At 71.1% G+C, this 18,189-nt stretch carries 15 protein-coding genes; 8 read left to right on the top strand and 7 right to left on the bottom strand.

Annotated features, from left to right (window positions below; all coding sequences use genetic code 11):
- Positions 1-12: 12 nt before the first annotated feature.
- Positions 13-960: an acyl-ACP desaturase gene (locus CLT71_RS09480; protein ID WP_101366785.1), complete on the top strand. Its 948-nt coding sequence runs from the start codon at positions 13-15 to the stop codon at positions 958-960.
- 54 nt (positions 961-1,014) lie between these two features.
- Here CLT71_RS09480 and CLT71_RS09475 read toward each other — a convergent pair whose 3' ends face one another.
- The 4 genes from CLT71_RS09475 to CLT71_RS09460 all read right to left on the bottom strand — a co-directional run bounded on the left by CLT71_RS09475 (position 1,015) and on the right by CLT71_RS09460 (position 6,498).
- Entirely contained in the window at positions 1,015-2,700 is a 1,686-nt protein-coding gene (locus CLT71_RS09475; RefSeq protein ID WP_101366784.1) for a D-glucuronyl C5-epimerase family protein, read from the bottom strand.
- Positions 2,701-2,876: 176 nt separating this feature from the next.
- Positions 2,877-5,219: an FtsX-like permease family protein gene (locus tag CLT71_RS09470; protein WP_101366783.1), complete on the bottom strand. Its 2,343-nt coding sequence runs from the start codon at positions 5,217-5,219 to the stop codon at positions 2,877-2,879.
- Positions 5,216-5,908 (bottom strand): ABC transporter ATP-binding protein, encoded by a 693-nt coding sequence (locus CLT71_RS09465; RefSeq protein ID WP_101366782.1) that lies wholly within the window; start codon positions 5,906-5,908, stop codon positions 5,216-5,218. The genes CLT71_RS09470 and CLT71_RS09465 overlap by 4 nt, the downstream gene beginning before the upstream one ends.
- Entirely contained in the window at positions 5,905-6,498 is a 594-nt protein-coding gene (locus CLT71_RS09460) for a PadR family transcriptional regulator (RefSeq protein WP_101366781.1), read from the bottom strand. The genes CLT71_RS09465 and CLT71_RS09460 overlap by 4 nt, the downstream gene beginning before the upstream one ends.
- 194 nt (positions 6,499-6,692) lie before the next feature.
- On the opposite strand from CLT71_RS09460, the gene urtA reads away from it, so the two are divergent.
- From urtA to CLT71_RS09430, 6 genes are all read left to right on the top strand, one after another.
- Entirely contained in the window at positions 6,693-7,916 is a 1,224-nt protein-coding gene (gene urtA, locus CLT71_RS09455; RefSeq protein WP_199187562.1) for an urea ABC transporter substrate-binding protein, read from the top strand.
- Between the two features lie 54 nt (positions 7,917-7,970).
- Entirely contained in the window at positions 7,971-8,852 is an 882-nt protein-coding gene (urtB, locus tag CLT71_RS09450; protein WP_101366780.1) for an urea ABC transporter permease subunit UrtB, read from the top strand.
- On the top strand, positions 8,849-10,081 hold the full coding sequence (gene urtC, locus CLT71_RS09445; RefSeq protein ID WP_101366779.1) for an urea ABC transporter permease subunit UrtC: 1,233 nt from the start codon (positions 8,849-8,851) through the stop codon (positions 10,079-10,081). Before urtB ends, urtC begins: the two co-directional genes overlap by 4 nt.
- Positions 10,078-10,845: an urea ABC transporter ATP-binding protein UrtD gene (gene urtD, locus CLT71_RS09440; RefSeq protein ID WP_101366778.1), complete on the top strand. Its 768-nt coding sequence runs from the start codon at positions 10,078-10,080 to the stop codon at positions 10,843-10,845. Before urtC ends, urtD begins: the two co-directional genes overlap by 4 nt.
- On the top strand, positions 10,845-11,540 hold the full coding sequence (urtE, locus tag CLT71_RS09435; RefSeq protein ID WP_101366777.1) for an urea ABC transporter ATP-binding subunit UrtE: 696 nt from the start codon (positions 10,845-10,847) through the stop codon (positions 11,538-11,540). Before urtD ends, urtE begins: the two co-directional genes overlap by 1 nt.
- Before the next feature lie 379 nt (positions 11,541-11,919).
- Positions 11,920-14,031: a hypothetical protein gene (locus CLT71_RS09430; protein ID WP_143743421.1), complete on the top strand. Its 2,112-nt coding sequence runs from the start codon at positions 11,920-11,922 to the stop codon at positions 14,029-14,031.
- Positions 14,032-14,065: 34 nt separating this feature from the next.
- Here CLT71_RS09430 and CLT71_RS09425 read toward each other — a convergent pair whose 3' ends face one another.
- On the bottom strand, positions 14,066-14,914 hold the full coding sequence (locus tag CLT71_RS09425; RefSeq protein WP_101366775.1) for a GDSL-type esterase/lipase family protein: 849 nt from the start codon (positions 14,912-14,914) through the stop codon (positions 14,066-14,068).
- 214 nt (positions 14,915-15,128) lie between these two features.
- On the opposite strand from CLT71_RS09425, the gene CLT71_RS09420 reads away from it, so the two are divergent.
- The gene (locus CLT71_RS09420; RefSeq protein WP_101366774.1) at positions 15,129-16,169 is read left to right on the top strand and encodes an alpha-lytic protease prodomain-containing protein; all 1,041 of its coding nucleotides are present in this window, start codon (positions 15,129-15,131) and stop codon (positions 16,167-16,169) included.
- Positions 16,170-16,266: 97 nt separating this feature from the next.
- On the opposite strand, the gene CLT71_RS09415 is transcribed toward CLT71_RS09420, so the two are convergent.
- Positions 16,267-16,905 carry a DUF998 domain-containing protein gene (locus tag CLT71_RS09415; protein ID WP_101366773.1) on the bottom strand — a complete coding sequence of 213 codons (639 nt, stop codon included), beginning with the start codon at positions 16,903-16,905 and terminating at the stop codon, positions 16,267-16,269.
- A 55-nt stretch (positions 16,906-16,960) separates the two neighbouring features.
- Positions 16,961-17,821, bottom strand: coding sequence for a hypothetical protein (locus CLT71_RS09410; protein WP_101366772.1), 861 nt, complete (start codon positions 17,819-17,821; stop codon positions 16,961-16,963).
- Positions 17,822-18,189 lie beyond the last annotated feature (368 nt).

The following is an 18,189-nucleotide window of genomic DNA, read 5'->3' as shown; positions in this document are numbered from 1 at the left end:
TAGGGAGAGCCTGTGACCGTCACCCCCGCCGCACCGTTCAGCCAGACTGCCCTGCTGGTCGAGTTGGAGCCAGTCGTCGCGGAAAACCTCGACCGGCACCTCCGGGTGGCCAAGGAGTGGTTCCCGCACGAGTACGTGCCATGGGGCGAGGGACGGACCTTCGACGGGATCCTCGACGGCGAGGCGTGGACGTCCGAGGACAGCAGGGTGCCCGAGGTGGCCCGGACCGCGCTGGTGGTCAACCTGCTGACCGAGGACAACCTGCCGTCGTACCACCACCAGATCGCGGCCCTCTTCGGCCCGGACGGCGCCTGGGGAACCTGGGTGAACCGGTGGACCGCCGAGGAGGGGCGGCACGGCACGGCGATCCGTGACTACCTGACCGTCACCCGGGCGGTCGACCCGGTGGCGCTGGAACGGGCCCGGATGACCCACATGTCCGCCGGCTACGACAACCCGCACGACGAGGACGTACTGCACTCGCTGGCGTACGTCTCGTTCCAGGAACTCGCCACCCGGATCTCGCACCGCAACACCGGCCGGGTCACCGGCGACCCGCGCTGCGAGCAGTTGCTCGCCCGGATCGCCGCCGACGAGAACCTGCACATGGTCTTCTACCGCAACCTGCTCGGCGCCGCCTTGGAACTGGCACCGAGCCAGACGATGCGGGCGGTCGCCGACGTGGTGGCCGATTTCCAGATGCCCGGCAACGGCATCGAGGGCTTTGCCCGCAAGTCCGTGGCGATGGCGCTGGCCGGCATCTACGACCTGCGCCAGCACCGCGACGACGTACTGCTGCCGGTGCTTCGGCAGTGGGACGTCTGGAACGTGACCGGCCTGGACGCCGACGGCGAGGCCGCCCGCGAACAGTTGGCGGCGCAACTCGACGGACTGGACCGGGCGGCGGCCCGCTTCGAGGAGAAGCGGGACGCCCGCCAGGCCCGGCTGGCCAGGGCCTGACACCGGGGGTGGGGGCGGCCCGGTCCCGGGGGTAACTCCGGGACCGGGCCGGGGTCAGAGCCGGTTGACGGCGTTGTAACCCGCGAACCAGCCGGCGTGGTCGCCGTCGGCGAGCCGGACGTGCGCCACCCCGTTGACCACGGTCCGCCGGTCCAGGTTGATCGGATCGTTGAGCTGGTAGTCGCTGACCACGGAACTGATCGAGTCGCCCGAGGTGATGGTGTAGAGGGTCAGCGGTGCCTGCGCCACAGTCGCCGGACGCAGGATCCGGTAGCCCATCGGCGCGGCCTCGCCGGTCATGTACGAGTGCTGCCGGATCTCCCCGAGGTGGTAGCCGGCGAGCGAGCCGGCGGTGATCTCGTACCAGATCCCCTCCTGGCGGAGGATCTTCAGCCGGGCGGCGGAGGGCGCGCTGCTGCGCCGGCTCAGGTTGATCGTCTTGCTCGCGGTGACCGCACCGGCGCTGTCGAAGCGGTAGCCGGTGTGCTGGCCGGGCTGGAAGGTGACCGGGCCGGCGACACCGTGCGGCGGGAAGTCCGTGTAGTAGAGCTCGGCGATCTGCGCGAAGATCGTGTCACCGGTGATCGCGTAGCAGCAGATGTGCTGGGTCATGTGGATGGTGTGGTAGGTGCTGGCGTCCGAGCCGTGCCGCAGGCAGTACTTGCTGCGCCAGTGCCGGTTGCGGATGTCGGCGTAGACGTCGCGCATCGTGGTCAACGCGCCCTGCAACAGCACCTTCGCCCGCTCGTCCCGGGTCAGCACGAAGAAGTCCCAGAGGCCGAAGAGCGAGAAGTTGTGCCCGTTGTAGGTGAGGTCGCCGGAGATCCGCTGCGGGTGCGCGTACTCCTCCAGCCAGAGGCGGCCGTTGCGCACGTAGACGCCCCAGGGGCGGCCGGCGACCGGGGTGACCAGGTAGGAGCCGAAGGTGCCGTTGAGACCGGCCAGCCAGATGCCGGCCCCGGTGAGCTTGTAGAGCCGGCAGAAGAGGCTGAGCGCCTGCCCCTGGGCCATCATCGAGTACCACGGCGGGTCGTAGCGCTCGTTCGTGCCGTGCAGGACGAACTCGAACGGGTACGGGAAGAACCATCCGCCGCCGTGCTCCACCCGCCGGTCGACGAGCCGCTGCGCCTGCTTCTTCGCCCGTTCCAGGTATTCGGCGTTGCCGGTGATCCGGTGCGCCTCGATCAGCGCCAGCCCGTACTGCGCCTGGGCCACCGGGTGGTCGTACATCCGTCCGTTCCGGATGGACATCCGGACCCCGGTCGAGTCGTGCGGCTCGGTGTCCTCGAGTGGCACCGCGAGCCGCAGGTAGTAGGGCCGGATCTCGTCGGGAAGGTCACGGATCTCGAACGGGTGGTACTGGAAGTCGAACGGAACTCCGGGCACCGAACTCGACGAGGAGAGCGACGCGATGCCCACGGTCGACTCGGCGGCGGGGGCGAGCCGCCGGGCGTCGGCCTCGGAGAGCCTGGGTACGTCCCAGAGGGCCTCGGGATTCAGCGGCGGCGAGATCTCCCGGGCCGGGTCGATGAGCGGCCCGGGGGAGCCGAGGAAGGCCGCCTCCGGGCGGAGTCGTTCCCTGCCGGGTGCCGGCGGCTGCCCGCCCGGCACCCCGACCGGCCGGGCCCAGGCCGTCTCGCCGAGCAGGGCGGCGCCACCGACCGCCAGCCCGGCACCGAGGACGCCTCGTCGTGACAACCGCCCGGATCGGGGCTCACCTGCTGGAACCTTTCCGCTCATATCCACTCCCCTCGATTGCGTGCCAGGCTGGGTCACCTATCTAGCAGCATGGGGCATGAGTGGCGGAGCCGGAAGCCGGACACTCCTTTCTGTACCGGCGAGCCGCTGTCGTCCCCGGCCCCGTGGCCTGCCGACCCCGATGGATGTCGATCGGCGACCCGGGGCCGGGGAGACGTTCACTCCGTGCGCAGTCCGGTCGGGCGGAGCAGCCGCCACAGCGCGGGCAGGCTGAGCGCGGTCACCAGCAGGACGACGGCACCGGCGATCCCGGACATGCTGGCGATGCTGGGCCAGTCGAGGCGTACCGGCTGACCGACCAGGACCAGCAGGATGGCGCCGAGCGCCGTACCCAGTCCGATCGCCAGGGCGAGCCCGAGCAGCACAGGTACGGCGGTCTGCCAGAGTACCGAGGTACTCAGGGTGCCGCGCCGGGTGCCGAACGCCACGAGTACGGCAAGCGCGCGGCGCCGCTCCCGCAACTGCTCCAGGATGCCGACGAGCAGGCTGGCCCCGAGCAGCAGCAGCGTGGCCACCACCCCGACGTAGAGCGCACGGCGGATCTGGGCGAACCGGGTGACCTCCTCGGTGGCCCGCAACGTCTGCACCTGCGCCACCGGGTCGATTGCGGCCGCCGCGTTGCGGACCAGTTCGATGGTGTCGGGCCGGCCCAGATCCATGCTGAGGTAGACCCTGGCACCGAGGCCGCGCAGCGTGCCCGGGTCGAGCGCGCCGGGGGTGGCGAGCAGGCCGGTGAACTGGTTGCCGGCCGGGTCGGTCCGGCCGGGCACGGTCCGCAGACCGGCCGGGACGGTCCACCTGGTGGTCGTCGCCGGGTCCCGGATGCCAATCTCCAACTCCCGGCCGGGTGTCGGGACGTTCGCGGCGTCCAACGGCTGTTCGCCGGCGACCTGGAACACGTCACCGTCCACACAGCGTCCCGGGTCGGCGAGTTCGCGCAGCGCCGCGCAGTCCGCGATCCGCAGCAGGGTCGCCGGCCGCTCGCCGTACTCGTCGGGCGTCCAACCGACCGGCGAGACGGTGGTGTCGAAAACGCCGACCGCCGCGTCGACCCCGGATATGGTCCGGAACCGCTCGGTCAGGGCGCCGGGGTCGGCCCCGGTGAGTCCCTCCCGGGCGACCACCATCGCCTGGGCCCGGCTGACGTCGTGGCCGGTGGCCTTGACGTATTCGTGTTGCACCCCGGCGAAGAGCATCTGCAGGGCGATCCCGCCGGCGACCGCGACCGCGACGCCGCTGACCATCCGGGCCGAGGACTCGCTGTCGAGTTGCAGCCGCCGGATGGCGAGCTGCCAGGAGACGCTGCCGCCGCGCAACCGGCCCACCACGGACTCGACCAGCCAGGGCAGCAGCGCGGCGACCCCGACCAGCAGCAGGGCGACTCCGGTGATCACCTGGGCCTGGTTGACCGGGCCACCGGTCTGGTCGATCCCGCCGGTCAGCGGAGCCAGCAGTGCGGCGCCGACGATCGGCAGGGTCAGCCGCCACCACAGCCGGCGCCGCCGGTTGGCCGACCGGCGTACCACACCGAGCGGCTCGACGACGATCCGGCGCAGCGCGAGCTGGGCGACCGCGACGGCGACCGCGGGTACCGCCAGTGCGATCAGGACGGCCAGCGCCGGGCTCGGCCGGACGTCTCCGGCGAAGACGCTGATCCCCTCCAGGGTGACCTGTTCGACGAGTTGCCGGCCGAGCAGGAAGAAGACCGCGCCGGCCAGCAGTCCGAAGAGCGCGCCGACCAGCGCCTCACCGGCCGCGACCCGCCGGGTGGTGACCGCGTCCGCACCGACCAGCCGGAGCGCGGCGAGGCGCCGGTCCCGGGCCTCGCCGCCGAAGCGCACGGCGGCGGCGATGAAGACCGCGATCGGCAGCAGCAGCACCACGAAGATGATCAGGACGAGCAGCATCAGGACCGGATCGAGCCCCTCGGGGCGCGACCCGGAACCGAAGTGGTCGATCCGTATCGTGGGGCCGCCCGGCCGGAGCTGGTCGCTGCCGAGGTAGTAGGCGTACTCGTTGGGGCCGGAGAGGCCCTGGTCGGCGATGGTGCCGACGACGGGATGGTCCAGCCGGGGCCGCAGCAGCGCCCCGTCCGGCGAGTCGAGCAGCCGGGCCAGCGCGGGGGAGACGACCAGCTCACCGGGGCCGGGAAGCCGGGTCAGCCCCGGCGGTACCGGCGGATGCGCGCCGTCGGGCTGGAGCAGCCGGCCCCGGATCACCTCGTCCCGGTAGACGGTGTCGGCCGCCGTGACGAGCAGGGTCCGGTCGCCGGGCGGCGGCTGGGCGGCCCCGAAGAACTGGTCGTCGCGGGCGGCGTTGCGCTCCGACCGCCCGTCGAGCATCGTCGAGACGGAGGCGCTGGTCAGCAGCAGGGCCACCCCGAGACCCACCCCGACGGCGGTCATCAGGGTGCGCAGCAACCCGTTGCGGCCACCGGCGAAGACCAGCCGGGCGCCGAGGGCGAGATCCGCCACCCACCCGGTGGCGCGGTGCCGGCTCATCGGTCCGCCAGCACGGTTTCCCGGGTACGCCCGTCGCGCACCACGACCTCCCGATCGGCGTACGCGGCGACCCGGGGCTCGTGCGTGACAAGCACGACGGCGGCGCCAGCCTCCCGGGCCGCCCCGGTGAGCAGCCGCATCACCTGCTCGCCGTTGAGCGAGTCCAACGCACCGGTCGGCTCGTCGGCGAAGACGACCCGGGGCGCGCTGACCAGGGCCCGGGCCACCGCGACCCGCTGCCCCTGCCCGCCGGAAACCTCGCCGGGGCGCTGCCCGGCGACATCGGTGACCTCCAGCCGGGCCAGCCACTCCGTCGCCCGGCGCTCGGCCTCGCGGCGGCGCACCCCGGCCAGCCGCAGCGGCAGCGCGACGTTCTCCAGGCAGCTCAGTTCCGGCACCAGTTGGCCGAACTGGAACACGAAGCCGAACTCGCTGCGGCGCAGCGCGCTGCGTTCGGCGTCAGACATCGCGGAGAGTTCCCGGTCGCGGTAGCGCACCGTGCCGGCGTCCGGACCGACGATCCCGGCCAGGCAGTGCAGCAGGGTCGACTTGCCGGAGCCGGAGGGACCCATCACGGCCACCACCTCGCCGGCCCGGATCGCCAGGCTGGCACCGTCCAGGGCCGGAGTCGTCCCGTAGGTCTTGTGCAGCGCTATCGCGGCGAGCAGTGGCTGGTCCTCGGTGTTCATGCCGGCACCTCGCGTCCGGTCGGGCCGTCGTGTTGCTGTGCCGGACCTTGCCCTGCGGCGGGTGGATCGGCGGTGAGCGTGGCGGCGAGTTGGTCGAGGCGGGCGGCGGTCAGCTCCAGCCACCGCAGGTCGGCCTCCAGATGGAAGAGCGCGAAGTCGCAGATGAGCTGGTCGGCGAGGTCGCCGTCGGCCTTGCGCCGGGTGAGGGTACGCATCAGTCGCAGGTGCTCGGCGCGCTGCACGTCGAGGATGTCGGCGGCGTCGCGGCCGGTGAGCAGCCCGAGTACGACCTTGGCGTAGAGGGTGTTCTGTAGGTAGGTGTCGGGTTTCTCCGGTCGGCTCAGCCAGTGCTGCACGTCGGTGACCCCGGCATCGGTGATGGCGTAGCGCTTGCGCTCCGGGCCGGCGCCGGGCTCGACCCCGTCGACGGTGACCAGGCCGCTGCGCAGCAGCCGGGCCAGCGTCGAGTAGACCTGCCCGTAGTGCAGCGGGCGGCCCTGGCCGAAGCGCTCGTCGTAGACCCGTTTCAGCTCGTAACCGTGCCGTGGGCTGGCCTCCAGGAGGCCCAGGAAAGTCTGTCCGATCGACATGCCGGGGACTCTACACCAGGCGTATACACCACGTGTATAGCCCGGGTGCGTACCGTCTGCGTGACCTCGGTGATCGATTTGCGTTGTGAGGGTTCGTTAACACGACGGACATCGATGAACTCAGATTCATGAAATCCATCATTCCTACGGTTCTCGCACTACGCAGCGGTCCTGCGGCGAAAGGGGAGAGGCGGATGCCACGAGGCGTGCGGAACCGGCTGGTCATGCTGGTCGCGGCGGCGGTGTTGCTTGCCGTTGGCGGATGTGCCGAAGATCCGACGACGGCGTCGGGCGCTGGCAGTGGAGGCACCATCAAGGTCGGCGTCCTGCACTCGTTGAGCGGCACCATGGCGATCAGCGAGGTGACCGTACGGGACGCCGAACTGCTCGCCATCGAAGAGATCAATGCGGCCGGTGGGGTACTCGGCAAGAAGCTCGAACCCGTCGTCGAGGACGGCGCCTCGGACTGGCCCACCTTTGCCGAGAAGGCACAGAAGCTCATCTCCGCCGACCGGGTCGCATGCGTCTTCGGCGGCTGGACCTCGGCCAGCCGCAAGGCGATGCTGCCGGTCTTCGAGCGCAACAGGGCGCTGCTCTGGTATCCGGTCCAGTACGAGGGGCTGGAGAGCTCGCCGTACATCTTCTACACCGGGGCGACCACCAACCAGCAGATCGTGCCCGGCCTCGACTACCTCAAGGAGCAGGGCAAGAAGAGCATCTTCCTGGTCGGCAGCGACTACGTCTTCCCGCGTACCGCAAACAAGATCATCAAGGCGTACGCGGCGGCGAACGGGATGACCGTGCTCGGCGAGGAGTACACGCCGCTCGGGCACACCGAGTACAGCACCGTGGTGAACAAGCTCCAGCAGGCCAAGCCGGACGCCGTCTTCAACACCCTGAACGGGGACAGCAACGTCGCCTTCTTCAAGCAGTTGCGCAGCAGCGGCATCACCGCCGAGACGATGCCCACCGTCTCGGTGAGCGTCGCCGAGGAGGAGGTCGTCGGCATCGGCCCGGAGAACGTCGCCGGCCACCTGGTGGCCTGGAACTACTACCAGACCACGGCCGGGGCCCGGAACGAGACCTTCGTCAAGGCGTTCAAGGCGAAGTACGGCGCCGCCAAGGTCACCTCCGACCCGATGGAGGCCGGTTACAACGCCGTCCACCTCTGGGCGGAGGCGGTCAAGAAGGCCGGCAGCGTGGAGGTCGAGGCGGTGAAGAAGGCGTCGGCCGGGATCTCCCTGGAGACCCCCGAGGGGACCGTCACCATCGACGGCGAGAACCAGCACGTCTTCAAGACCGCCCGGATCGGGCTGGTCCAGCCGGACGGCCAGATCAGGGAGGTCTGGAACTCCGGCAAGCCGATCAAGCCCGACCCCTACCTCAAGGGGTACCCGTGGGCCGCCGGCCTCTCCTGAGTACCGGATGAACCCCGACCGACGGCCGCGAACCGGGACGGAGGTGCCGGCGCCATGGCGACACTCAACCAACTGGTGATCGGGGCGAGCATCGGAGCGGTGCTGCTCCTGATCGCCCTCGGTCTGACCTTCACGTTCGGCCAGATGGGCGTGATCAACATGGCCCACGGCGAGTTCATCATGGCCGGCGCCTACACCGCGTACCTGCTGCAACCGCTTGTCGGTACCCAGTCGGTGCTGGTCGCCCTGCCGCTGGCGTTCGCCGTCTCCGGGGTGCTGGGGCTGATCCTCGAACGGCTGGCGATCCGGCACTTCTACGGACGACCACTGGACACCCTGCTGCTCACCTGGGGGATCAGCCTCGTCCTGCAACAGGTCGCCCGGGACATCTTCGGCGCGCCGAACGTGCAGGTACGCGCACCGGGCTGGCTCACCGGCGGTCTCGACCTCGGCGGCGTACGGCTGCCGTACAACCGGGTCTTCATCATGCTGCTCGCGGTCGGCTGCGTGGTGGCGATCTGGCTCTACCTGACCCGGCTGCGGCACGGCCGGCGGATGCGCGCGGTGATGCAGAACCGGCAGCTCGCCGCGGTCAGCGGGGTGGCCACCGAACGGGTCGACCAGCTCACCTTCTTCATCGGCTCCGGCCTGGCCGGGGTCGCCGGGGTGGCGCTCACCCTGATCGGTCCGGTCGGGCCCACCCTCGGCACCAACTACATCGTGGACGCGTTCCTGGTGGTCGTCGCCGGCGGCCTCGGACAACTCCGGGGCGCGGTCATCGCCGCCTTCGCCCTCGGCATCCTGAACAGCTTCGTCGAGTTCTGGGTCGACAACGGGGCCAGTTTCGCCAAGGTGGTGGTGTTCGCCGTGATCATCGGGTTCCTCCAGCTCCGTCCACAGGGGATGTTCGTCGTGCGTACCCGGGCACTGTCGTGACCGGGGCGGTCGCGTCCGGGCCGGACCGGGCGGCCGGCCCGCCGCGGCGCCGGCTGGCCGGCCCGGCGCTCTTCGTCGCCGCCGGCCTGCTGCTGGTACTTGTCGCTCCGGCGGTACTGTCGCCGTTCCGGCTGGACCTGCTCGGCAAGTACCTCTGCTACGCCATCGTGGCGGTCGGGATCGGCCTGGCCTGGGGTCGGGGCGGGATGCTCACCCTCGGCCAGGGCGTCTTCTTCGGCCTCGGCGGCTACGCCATGGGGATGCACCTGAAACTGCGCGAGGCCGGCCCCGGCGGGCTGCCGGACTTCATGGTCTGGAGCGGGGTGGAGAGCCTGCCCGCGCTCTGGCGGCCGTTCGCCAATCCGGTCTTCGCGCTCGCCATGGTGGTGCTGTTGCCGGTCACGGTCGCGGTGCTGCTCGGCCTGCTGGTGTTCCGGCAGCGGGTCCGGGGCGCCTACTTCGCCGTGCTCTCCCAGGCGCTTGCCGCCGCGTTCGTGATCCTGCTGGTCGGCCAGCAGGGGCTGACCGGCGGCACGAACGGGTTGACCAACTTCCAGATGTTCTACGGCCTGGATCTCTACCAGCCGGGCGACAAGCGGATCCTCTACCTGGTCGTGGTGGGCGTGCTCGGGGCGATGTTCCTGCTCGCCTGGCAGCTCTCCCGCAGCCGGTTCGGGCAGTTGCTGCTCGCCGTCCGCGACGGCGAGGACCGGGTGCGCTTCCTCGGCTACGAGCCGGCCGTGGTGAAGACCATCGCGTTCGCCGTCTCCGCCGGGATGGCCGGGATCGCCGGTGCGCTCTTCGTGCCGATGGTCGGCCTGCTCAGCCCGGCCAACCTGGGCATCGTCGCCTCGCTCGAACTGCTGATCGGGGTGGCGATCGGCGGCCGGTTCTCGCTGGCCGGGGCGGTCGGCGGCGCCCTGCTGGTCAACTACGCCAAGACCATCTTCAGCGAGGAGTCGGCCGACAACTGGATCTATCTCCAGGGCGCGATGTTCGTGGTGGTGATGCTCTGGGCGCCGCGCGGGCTCGCCGGGCTCGTCGCCGACCTGCGGGCCGCCGTCCGGCACCGGCGCCGCCGTCCGGCCCGCTCCGTCGCGGCTGCGCCCCCGTCGGGTACGCCGGCAGCGAACGGATCCGCCCCCGTCGACCCGGTCCTCGTCACACCGGCCGAACGCCCGCCGGCCGGGGTGCCGGTGGCCGCCAACCGGGCGGAGGAACCGGCATGAGCGAACTGCTGCGGGTACGCGGGCTGAACGTGGTCTTCTCCGGCTTCCGGGCCGTCACCGACCTCGACTTCACGGTCAGCGCCGGTGAGCTGCGCTTCCTGATCGGGCCGAACGGGGCAGGCAAGACCACCCTGATCGACGTGATCACCGGGCTGACCAGGCCCGCCTCCGGTTCGGTCCACTTCGCCGGTAACGAGCTGGTGGGGCGGCGGGAGCACCAGATCGTCCGGCTCGGCATCGGCCGTACCTTCCAGACGTCGGTGGTCTTCGAGCAGTTGACCGTACTGGAGAATCTGGATCTGGCCGCGACGTTCCGGCGCCCGCTCGGCACCCTGCTGCGGCGGCGCCGGGGCATCGCCGACCAGGTGGCGGCGGCGCTGGAGACCACCGGGCTGGCCGGGTTGGCCGACCGGCCGGCCGGGGTGCTCTCGCACGGGCAGCGGCAGTGGCTGGAGATCGGCATGCTGCTCGCCCAGCGGCCCAGCCTGCTCCTGCTGGACGAGCCGGTGGCCGGGATGAGCCGGGACGAGCGGGCCCGGACCGGCGAACTGCTCCGGCAGGTGGCCAGGGAGCACACGGTGATCGTGGTGGAACACGACATGGACTTCCTGCGCCGGTTCGCCAGCACCGTGACGGTGCTGCACGAGGGCCGGCTGCTCTGCGAGGGGACGGTGGCGCAGGTGCAGGCCGATCCCCGGGTGCAGGAGGTCTATCTCGGCCGGAGTCGCAAGGAGAGCGCCGAGTTGGTCAAGGAGGCGTCGTGATGCTCACCGTGCAGGGCCTGGACGTGGCGTACGGGCGGGCGCAGGTGCTCTTCGGGGTGGACCTGGTGGCGCCGGCCGGTTCCCTGGTCTGCGTGATGGGACGCAACGGGGTCGGCAAGACGACACTGCTCAAGGCGATCATGGGCGTACTGCCGGTCCGGGCCGGCCGGGTGCACTTCGCCGGGGAGGACATCACCGGGTGCAGGACCCACGACCGGGTACGCCGGGGACTCGGCTACGTGCCACCCGGCCACGAGACCTTTCCGCAGCTCACCGTCGGGGAGAACCTCCAGGTGGCGGCGGAGGCGGCCGGCGAGGCCAGTCGGGGAGCGGTGGACGAGGCCCTCGACCTCTTCCCGGCGCTGCCGGGGCTGCTCAAGCGCCGGGCCGGCTTCCTATCCGGTGGGCAGCAGCAGCAACTCGCCATCGCCCGGGCGCTGGTCAGCCGGCCGAAGATGCTGCTGCTGGACGAGCCGACCGAGGGCATCCAGCCGTCGATCATCCTGGAGATCGAGGAGGCGATCCAGCGGCTGCACAGCGAACTCGGGCTCGCCATCCTGCTTGTCGAGCAGTACCTGGACCTGGCACTACGGCTCGCCGACCGGTTCGTGATCCTCGACGCCGGCGAGGTGGTCCGCTCCGGTGACCGGGCCGACCTGCGCGATCCGTCGCTGCACTCACTGCTCTCGGTCTAGGTTCCGCCCTGCTCTCGGTCGAGGTTCCGTCCTGCGCTCGGTCCAGGGTCGTCCTGCTCTCGGTCGAGGGTGCGTCGTCGCTGGTGCGGGCGGAGTCCGTCGCTGCCCGCCGTGTCCGGCATGCCCTCTGTGTCGGGCATGCCGGTCCTTGCGCGAGGTCCGGCCCGACCTGCCACCCCGAATAGGATGCGGTAACCGATCGTCGATGCGCTGGCGTCGCCCGATCACCTCTCAGCCCCCTTACGGTCGACTCGCCAGCCGACTCCGCCGTGGATCTGGCGCCGGCCGAGCCTCCACGAGAGATCGCCACCATCGTGTTTCCGTTTTTCCCGGCCATCGCCCCGGCGGACGGGTGGCCTCCCGGAACGGCGTGCCGCCGATGACCGATCCACCCTGGACCGGCGCACCGCTCTGGAGCTGGGGCGTCTCCGGCCGGCCACCCCGGCCGTTGCCGGCCCGCCCCGGGCCGTACCAGCCGGTGCCGGCCTGGGTCACCGCGCTGGTCGGGTTCACCGACGACCGGACCGGCCGCCCCCGGGCGCTGGTCACCAGCTACGCCGGGGCCCGGGTGGTGCTCGACCTGCCCGACGGCGTGCTGGTCGGCGCGGTGGACGAACGGGCGCACGCGCGGTCGTCCGCGACCGCCCGGATCGGCGGCGAGCAGTTGGTCGTCTCGGGCGCCGGGGCCGGTTACCTCCAGGTCAGCGACCTCGACACCGGCCGCTCCCGCTGGCGGCAGTGGTGCGGCGACGTGCGGTCGCTGGCGAGCGTCACACTGGCCGGTCGCCCGTTCGCGGTGCTGACCGGCGGGTCGCCGCACCTTGAGATCTGGGCGCTCGGCGCTGACCGGGGCGCCCGGGTGCACACGCTGCGGACCGGTGGTGACCGGATCAGCGTGCTTGCCGCGACCGAGGCGGGGCAGGGCGCCGTACTGGCGGTCGGCACGAGTACCGGTCGGGTGTCGCTGTGGCGGCTGGCGTCGACGCCGGGCGGGGACGGCGTCCGGGTCGAGCCGCTCGGCGGGTACGCCTTCGAGGTCCCCGGGCTGGTGAGCGTGCTGACCTTCGCGGAACTGTCCGGCCGGCGGATCCTGCTCGGCGCGGCCGGCCGGGTCGCCCAGGGCTGGGATCTGCGCGCCGGGCGCCCTCTCGGACCGGCGTTCACCGGGCACACCGGCCAGGTCAACTCGGTACTCGTCGGCCGGCTCGGTGGGCGTGCGGTGCTGTGGAGCGGCGACGACGCGACGGTACGGGCCTGGTTGCCGGAGACCGGCCGGCAGCTCGGCGAGGCGTTCCGCTACCCGTACGAGGCGGCGCCGACCCGGACGATCGGAGCCGAGATCGCCGGACGGCCGATGCTGGTCACCGGGGACGGTGCGGGCCTGGTCTGGGTCTGGGACCCGGAGCGGCCGTACCCGTTCCGCCGTGATCCTCCGTCGACCGACCGGGAGGAGAGGACGGCTGATCTCCCGGACGTTTCCCGGTCCCGCCTCGCGACCGGCGGGTCACCGGGCCGGCCGGTACTGCTCGCGGCCTTCCCCGGGCACCCGGCCCGGGGATTCGAGCCCGGTACCGGCGGAGAGGTCGAGCTGCCGCTGCGCGGTACCCCGGAAGATCTGACGCTGGCCCCCGGCACGCATCCGCTGCTCGCCGAGGTCGGCCCCGAGCGGGTGGAGCTCCGGGATCCGGCCACCGGCGACCGGATCGGCGCGCTGCCGGTCGGCAGGTACCGGCCGGGCCGCCCCGGTGCGCAGCCGGTGGGCGACTCGGGGGTGGCTGGCGACCCGGCGCCGCTGGGACCGCTCGCCGTCGGGATGTTTGACGGTCGCCGGGTGCTGCTGGTGGCCGACGGTGCCACGCTGTTCCGGGGCGACGTCACGGCCGGCCGGCTGGACGGGCCGCTGACCAGCCACTCCGGACGGATCCGCGCGGTGGCGGTCGCCGAGCTGGCCGGGGTACCGGTCGGGTTGACCGCCGCCGAGGACGACACCGTACGGCTCTGGGAACTCGGCGCCGGCTCCTCCGGCTGGACGGTGCTGGACGGCCACGGCGGCGCCGCGTACGCGGTGGTGGCCGCGACTGTGCACGGGCGCGCCCTGGTCTTCGGGGCCGGCCGCAACGGCCAGGTCCGCTGCGCCGACGTCACCGACCTGGTCCGGTCGATCCGGGCCGCCCGACTGAGCGACAACGAAACCGATGCCGGGGCGGCCCTGCCGCCCACCGACGAGCTGCCGCCCGAGCCCGTCGTCGTGCTGACGGCCACCCGGCCGGTGCGGTCGCTGGCGGTCGTCCAGGCAGACCGGGCGAGCTGGCTGGTGGCGGCGGACGGCAGCGTGCTGCGGTGGCAGCCCGTCGGCGAGCCGGGACGACCGGGCCGGATCATCGAGATGGGCGCACCGGTGACCGATCTCGTCGCGCTGGCCGGGGTGCTGGTGGTGGCGACCGTGGACGGCCTCGTCGGTTACCGCCCTCCGCCCGACCCGACCGGATAACCCGACCGGGCCGGACAGCATGGTCGGGCGGCTGCTACCAGCGGAACCCGGCGCCGTACGAGATCTCGGCCAGTACCCGCTGCCCGGAGGCGTTCGGGTGGAAGTAGTCCCAGCCGGACAACTGGCCGAGCGTGAAGGGGTAGTTGAACACCGCGTTGCCGTCGAAGACGCAGTTCGACCCGTACCCGGCACAGGCCTGGGCGAGCTGGCTGTTGTAGTCGACCACCCGTTGCCGTACCCGGTTGCGCCGGTCCACGTCGGCCTGCGCGGTGGAGGTCGGGTTGGCCAGCATCGACTGGCAGATGCCAAAGAGCGACCAGGCCGTACGCGCGGCGACGCTGCCCCGGCCGACCGACCAGAGGCGCTGGATGTCCGGCACGCTGATCACGAGTACCCGGGCGTTCGGCAGTCCGGACCGCAGCCGGCCGAGTGCCGCGTCGATGTTGCTCCGGAAGGTTCCCACCGGGGTCATGCTCGACTCCGAGCTGGTGCAGGCGTCGTTCGCGCCGATCAGCATCGTCACGTAGTCGACGCCCTGTGAGACGGCGGTGTCGGCCTGGCCGGCCATGTCGGCGGACTTGGCGCCGGAGCGCCCGTCGTTGTGGTTGCGGCCGTTGATCGCCGGGTTCACCGCCCGGATCCGCAGGTAGTGGCTGTTCACCCCGGAGTCGTCGCCGGTGCCGAACGAGCGGGACGGGCAGTCGACGTACCAGCCGCAGGCGTTGAAGCCCCGGGTGATCGAGTCACCCAGGCTGGCCATCGAGGCGGGCGGTGGACCGGGGTCGGCCTGTGCGGGGCTGGCGACGAGCCCGACCGAGCCGACGAGCACGACGGCGGTGAGGAGGGTGGACAGCAGGGTGGTGGTGCGGCGGGGAGCGGACATGGGCGGCCTCCGGATCGCGGTTGCCTGAGCCAGCTGAGGTGGGCCGAATCATATAGAGCGACCTGAGTCTCCACAACGGAGTCGACCATAAGGTGAACGCCCCGTTGCAGGCGATATGTTAGGCATCTTGTTCATGATCTTAGATGTCTGAATACTCGTATCAGATGTGCCAACTCGGCGCAGACACCTCCAAACCCCCCTTGGGAGGCTCTACATGCGACCCACAAGGTCATCGATCCGATTTGTCGCGATCGCGTCCGCGACCGGATCCCTCGTCGCCGGAATGCTGATCGGGGTGCCCGCGCAGGCTGCCCCGGTCGCCACCCCGGAGGCCGCGACGGCGCTCTCCGAGCGGCTCGGCGCCCGGTCCGCCGGCACCTACCTGGACGCCGACGGCAAGATGGTCGTCACCGTGACCGACGAGGCGGCAGCCCGCCAGGTCCGGGCCTCCGGGGCGACCCCCAGGGTCGTCGCCCGCGGTGCCGCCGAACTGGCCCAGGTCACCGCCGAGTTGGACAGGTCGGCCCGGATCCCGGGCACCGCCTGGTATGTCGACCCGGTCAGCAACCAGGTCGCGGTCGACGTGGACAGCACGGTCACCGGTGCCAAGCTGGCCAAGATCAAGGCCGTCACCGCGCGCTTCGGCGGTGCCGTCCGGATCCAGTCGATCCCGGGCACGCTGAGCACCACCATCTCCGGCGGACAGGCGATCTACACCAGCGGCAGCCGGTGCTCGCTGGGCTTCAACGTCCGCAGCGGCAGCACCTACTACTTCCTCACCGCCGGGCACTGCACCAACGCCGGGGCGAACTGGTCGGCCAGTTCCGGCGGCTCGATCATCGGCACCCGGGCCGGCAGCAGCTTCCCCGGAAACGACTACGGCATCGTGCGGTACAGCAGCACCGCACAGCAGCCGGGCAACGTCTACTTGTACAGCGGCACCCGGGACATCACCGGTGCGGCCAACCCGACCGTCAACCAGTCGGTGCAGCGCAGCGGCAGCACCACCGGGCTGCGCAGTGGCCGGGTGACCGCGCTCAACGCCACAGTCACCTACCAGGGCAGCGGTACCGTCTCCGGGCTGATCCGGACCACCGTCTGCGCCCAGCCGGGCGACAGCGGCGGCCCGCTCTTCGCCGGTAACACCGCGCTCGGCCTGACCTCGGGCGGCAGCGGCAACTGCAGCATCGGCGGCACGACGTACTTCCAGCCGGTGGTGGAGGCACTCAACGCGTACGGCGTACAGGTCTACTGATCCGAGCCAGGTGCGGTGACCCGAGTCGACGACCGGTCGGCGTGATCGGGATCCCGGGTAGGTTCGCCGGCGTAGTGCCGGCGCCCCACCTGGCCGATCACGCCGACCGGCGTGTCGCGCGGTTGCCGCGGCGGTACAGGGTCACCACGACGACAAGCGGCCAGAGCGCCTCGGCGCCGGCCGCGGCCCGTTCAGCCAGCCCGGTCCACGCGCCGTCGGGCACCTGCACCGCCAACCACAGCCCGAGCGCGAGCATGACGCCCGAGGCGGTGCCGCCGACCGCCGGGCGCAGCACCCAGGGCCGGCCCCGGTCACCAGGGCCGGCCCGCCGACCGTGCCGCGACGGCACCGGCAGGGTGGCCACCGCAGGCCACGCCGCGAGCGCCACGAAGGCGACCACCGCGGCGATGCCATGTGCCCTCGGCGTCTGGGAGTCGATCTTCGGCACCGTCGCCACCACGATGGTGGCGACGCCGCCGAGACCGTAGACCAGGCGGGCGGCGGTGCGGAGCGGCCGCAGCCCGATCGCGGTGACCAGGTGGGCCACCCCGAGTCCGGCGAGACAACCGACAAGGATCTGCCGGTTGACAGTCCCGTACGACGACAGCTCGCTGATGGTGTCGCTGATCGGGTCGTAGCCGGGTGGTTGCCGTACGGCCCCGGCGGTCCAGCCGAAGGCCAAGAGCACCGGCAGGGTCGCCGCCGAGAAGACCGCCCACCAGGGCACCGCAGGCATGTCGTCACCTTACGGGACAACATGGGGCGAACAGGGGTGAAGGCTTCTCCAGCCGTTACAGCGGCTTGTCCGGCCGGGTCTCCGGAGCCGGGGCGATGCTGGAACTGTAACCGCCCCTGGTGCCGTACCAGGTGCTGTTGTGCAGGAACGCCTTCCAGTTGGCGGCGCTGGTGAGGGACCCGCTCCTGCCGATTCGGGATAGTGCCGTTGACACGGCACCGCTGGTCTGCGATCCCCACGCGCCGTCGATGGAGACCGAGAGGCCCCAGATGTAGGTCAGGCACGACTGGATGGTCCGGATCAGGACCGGGGAACCGGAGTTGAAGGTGGTGCTGGTTGCCGTCCCCGACCGGCCGTTGTCCATGTGCACGTGGTTGCGGTGCTCGGCGTTGTAGCGGTGGTGCAGGACGTCTGCGGACCGGTAGTTCATCGCTGCGATTGTCGACCAGTAACGGATCCGGTCGATGTCGTAGGCACGTGCCGTGCCCCAGGAGTCCACTCTGGCCTCGAATGCGGCGAAACGGTTGCCCCCATCGATGTCAATCATGGTTATAGAGGCGAAATCGATGGCCCGACCGTACATGTGCCAACTGTTGGCCTTGTCGACGTGCACCCCGAGAACGTTGATTCTCATCTCGGGTCGCCAGTCCTGTGGAACGAGATAGTAGAAGTCTTCCAGGAAGTATTCGACCCGGTGGTAGAAGGCCGCGTCGTAGGCGCCGGTGAAGCGGCTGCCACCATAGAAGGTGGGCTGGTCCCAGAGTTCGTTGCGGGACACGAGGTCGCCGTGGAAGGGAACCACCAGGTCGGTCGGAAAGTCCTCGGCGCAGTTCCCGGCCGTGGTATCGGCGTGCGCCGGCATGGCGCCGCCGCCCAGGACCAGGCCCGCCGCCCCCGCGCCGGCGAGCCCGAGCACCGATCGGCGGGACCAGGACCGTTGCCCGCCGGGTGGTGGTGCGGCATGGGTCGGACGCGATTCGCCGTCCTTGTCCGAACCAGGTGCATCAGTAGTTGGAATCATTCGGCTGCCTTCCGTGATGCCCGAATTTGACGGACATCGTCAATTGACGGAGGGCAACAGAAAACTCGCGGTGCGTGACACCGCGGAAACTGCCGACACCCCCGTGCTGGCCTCTGGGACGGTTCATCGTCCAGGTGCGACGAAGGTATCCCCATAGCTGATCGAGGTCAATACCGTTCGATATCAGAACTCGAGCCGAAATCGTTGTCGGTGGGCTGACCGGCACTTTCGCCGGCACTGCGTCGGTCGCTCTACTGTGGCAT

It is taken from the genome of Plantactinospora sp. CNZ320, from assembly GCF_002846275.1.
Note: the sequence above shows the minus strand (reverse complement) of the source record. Positions and strands in the feature narration are given on the sequence as shown.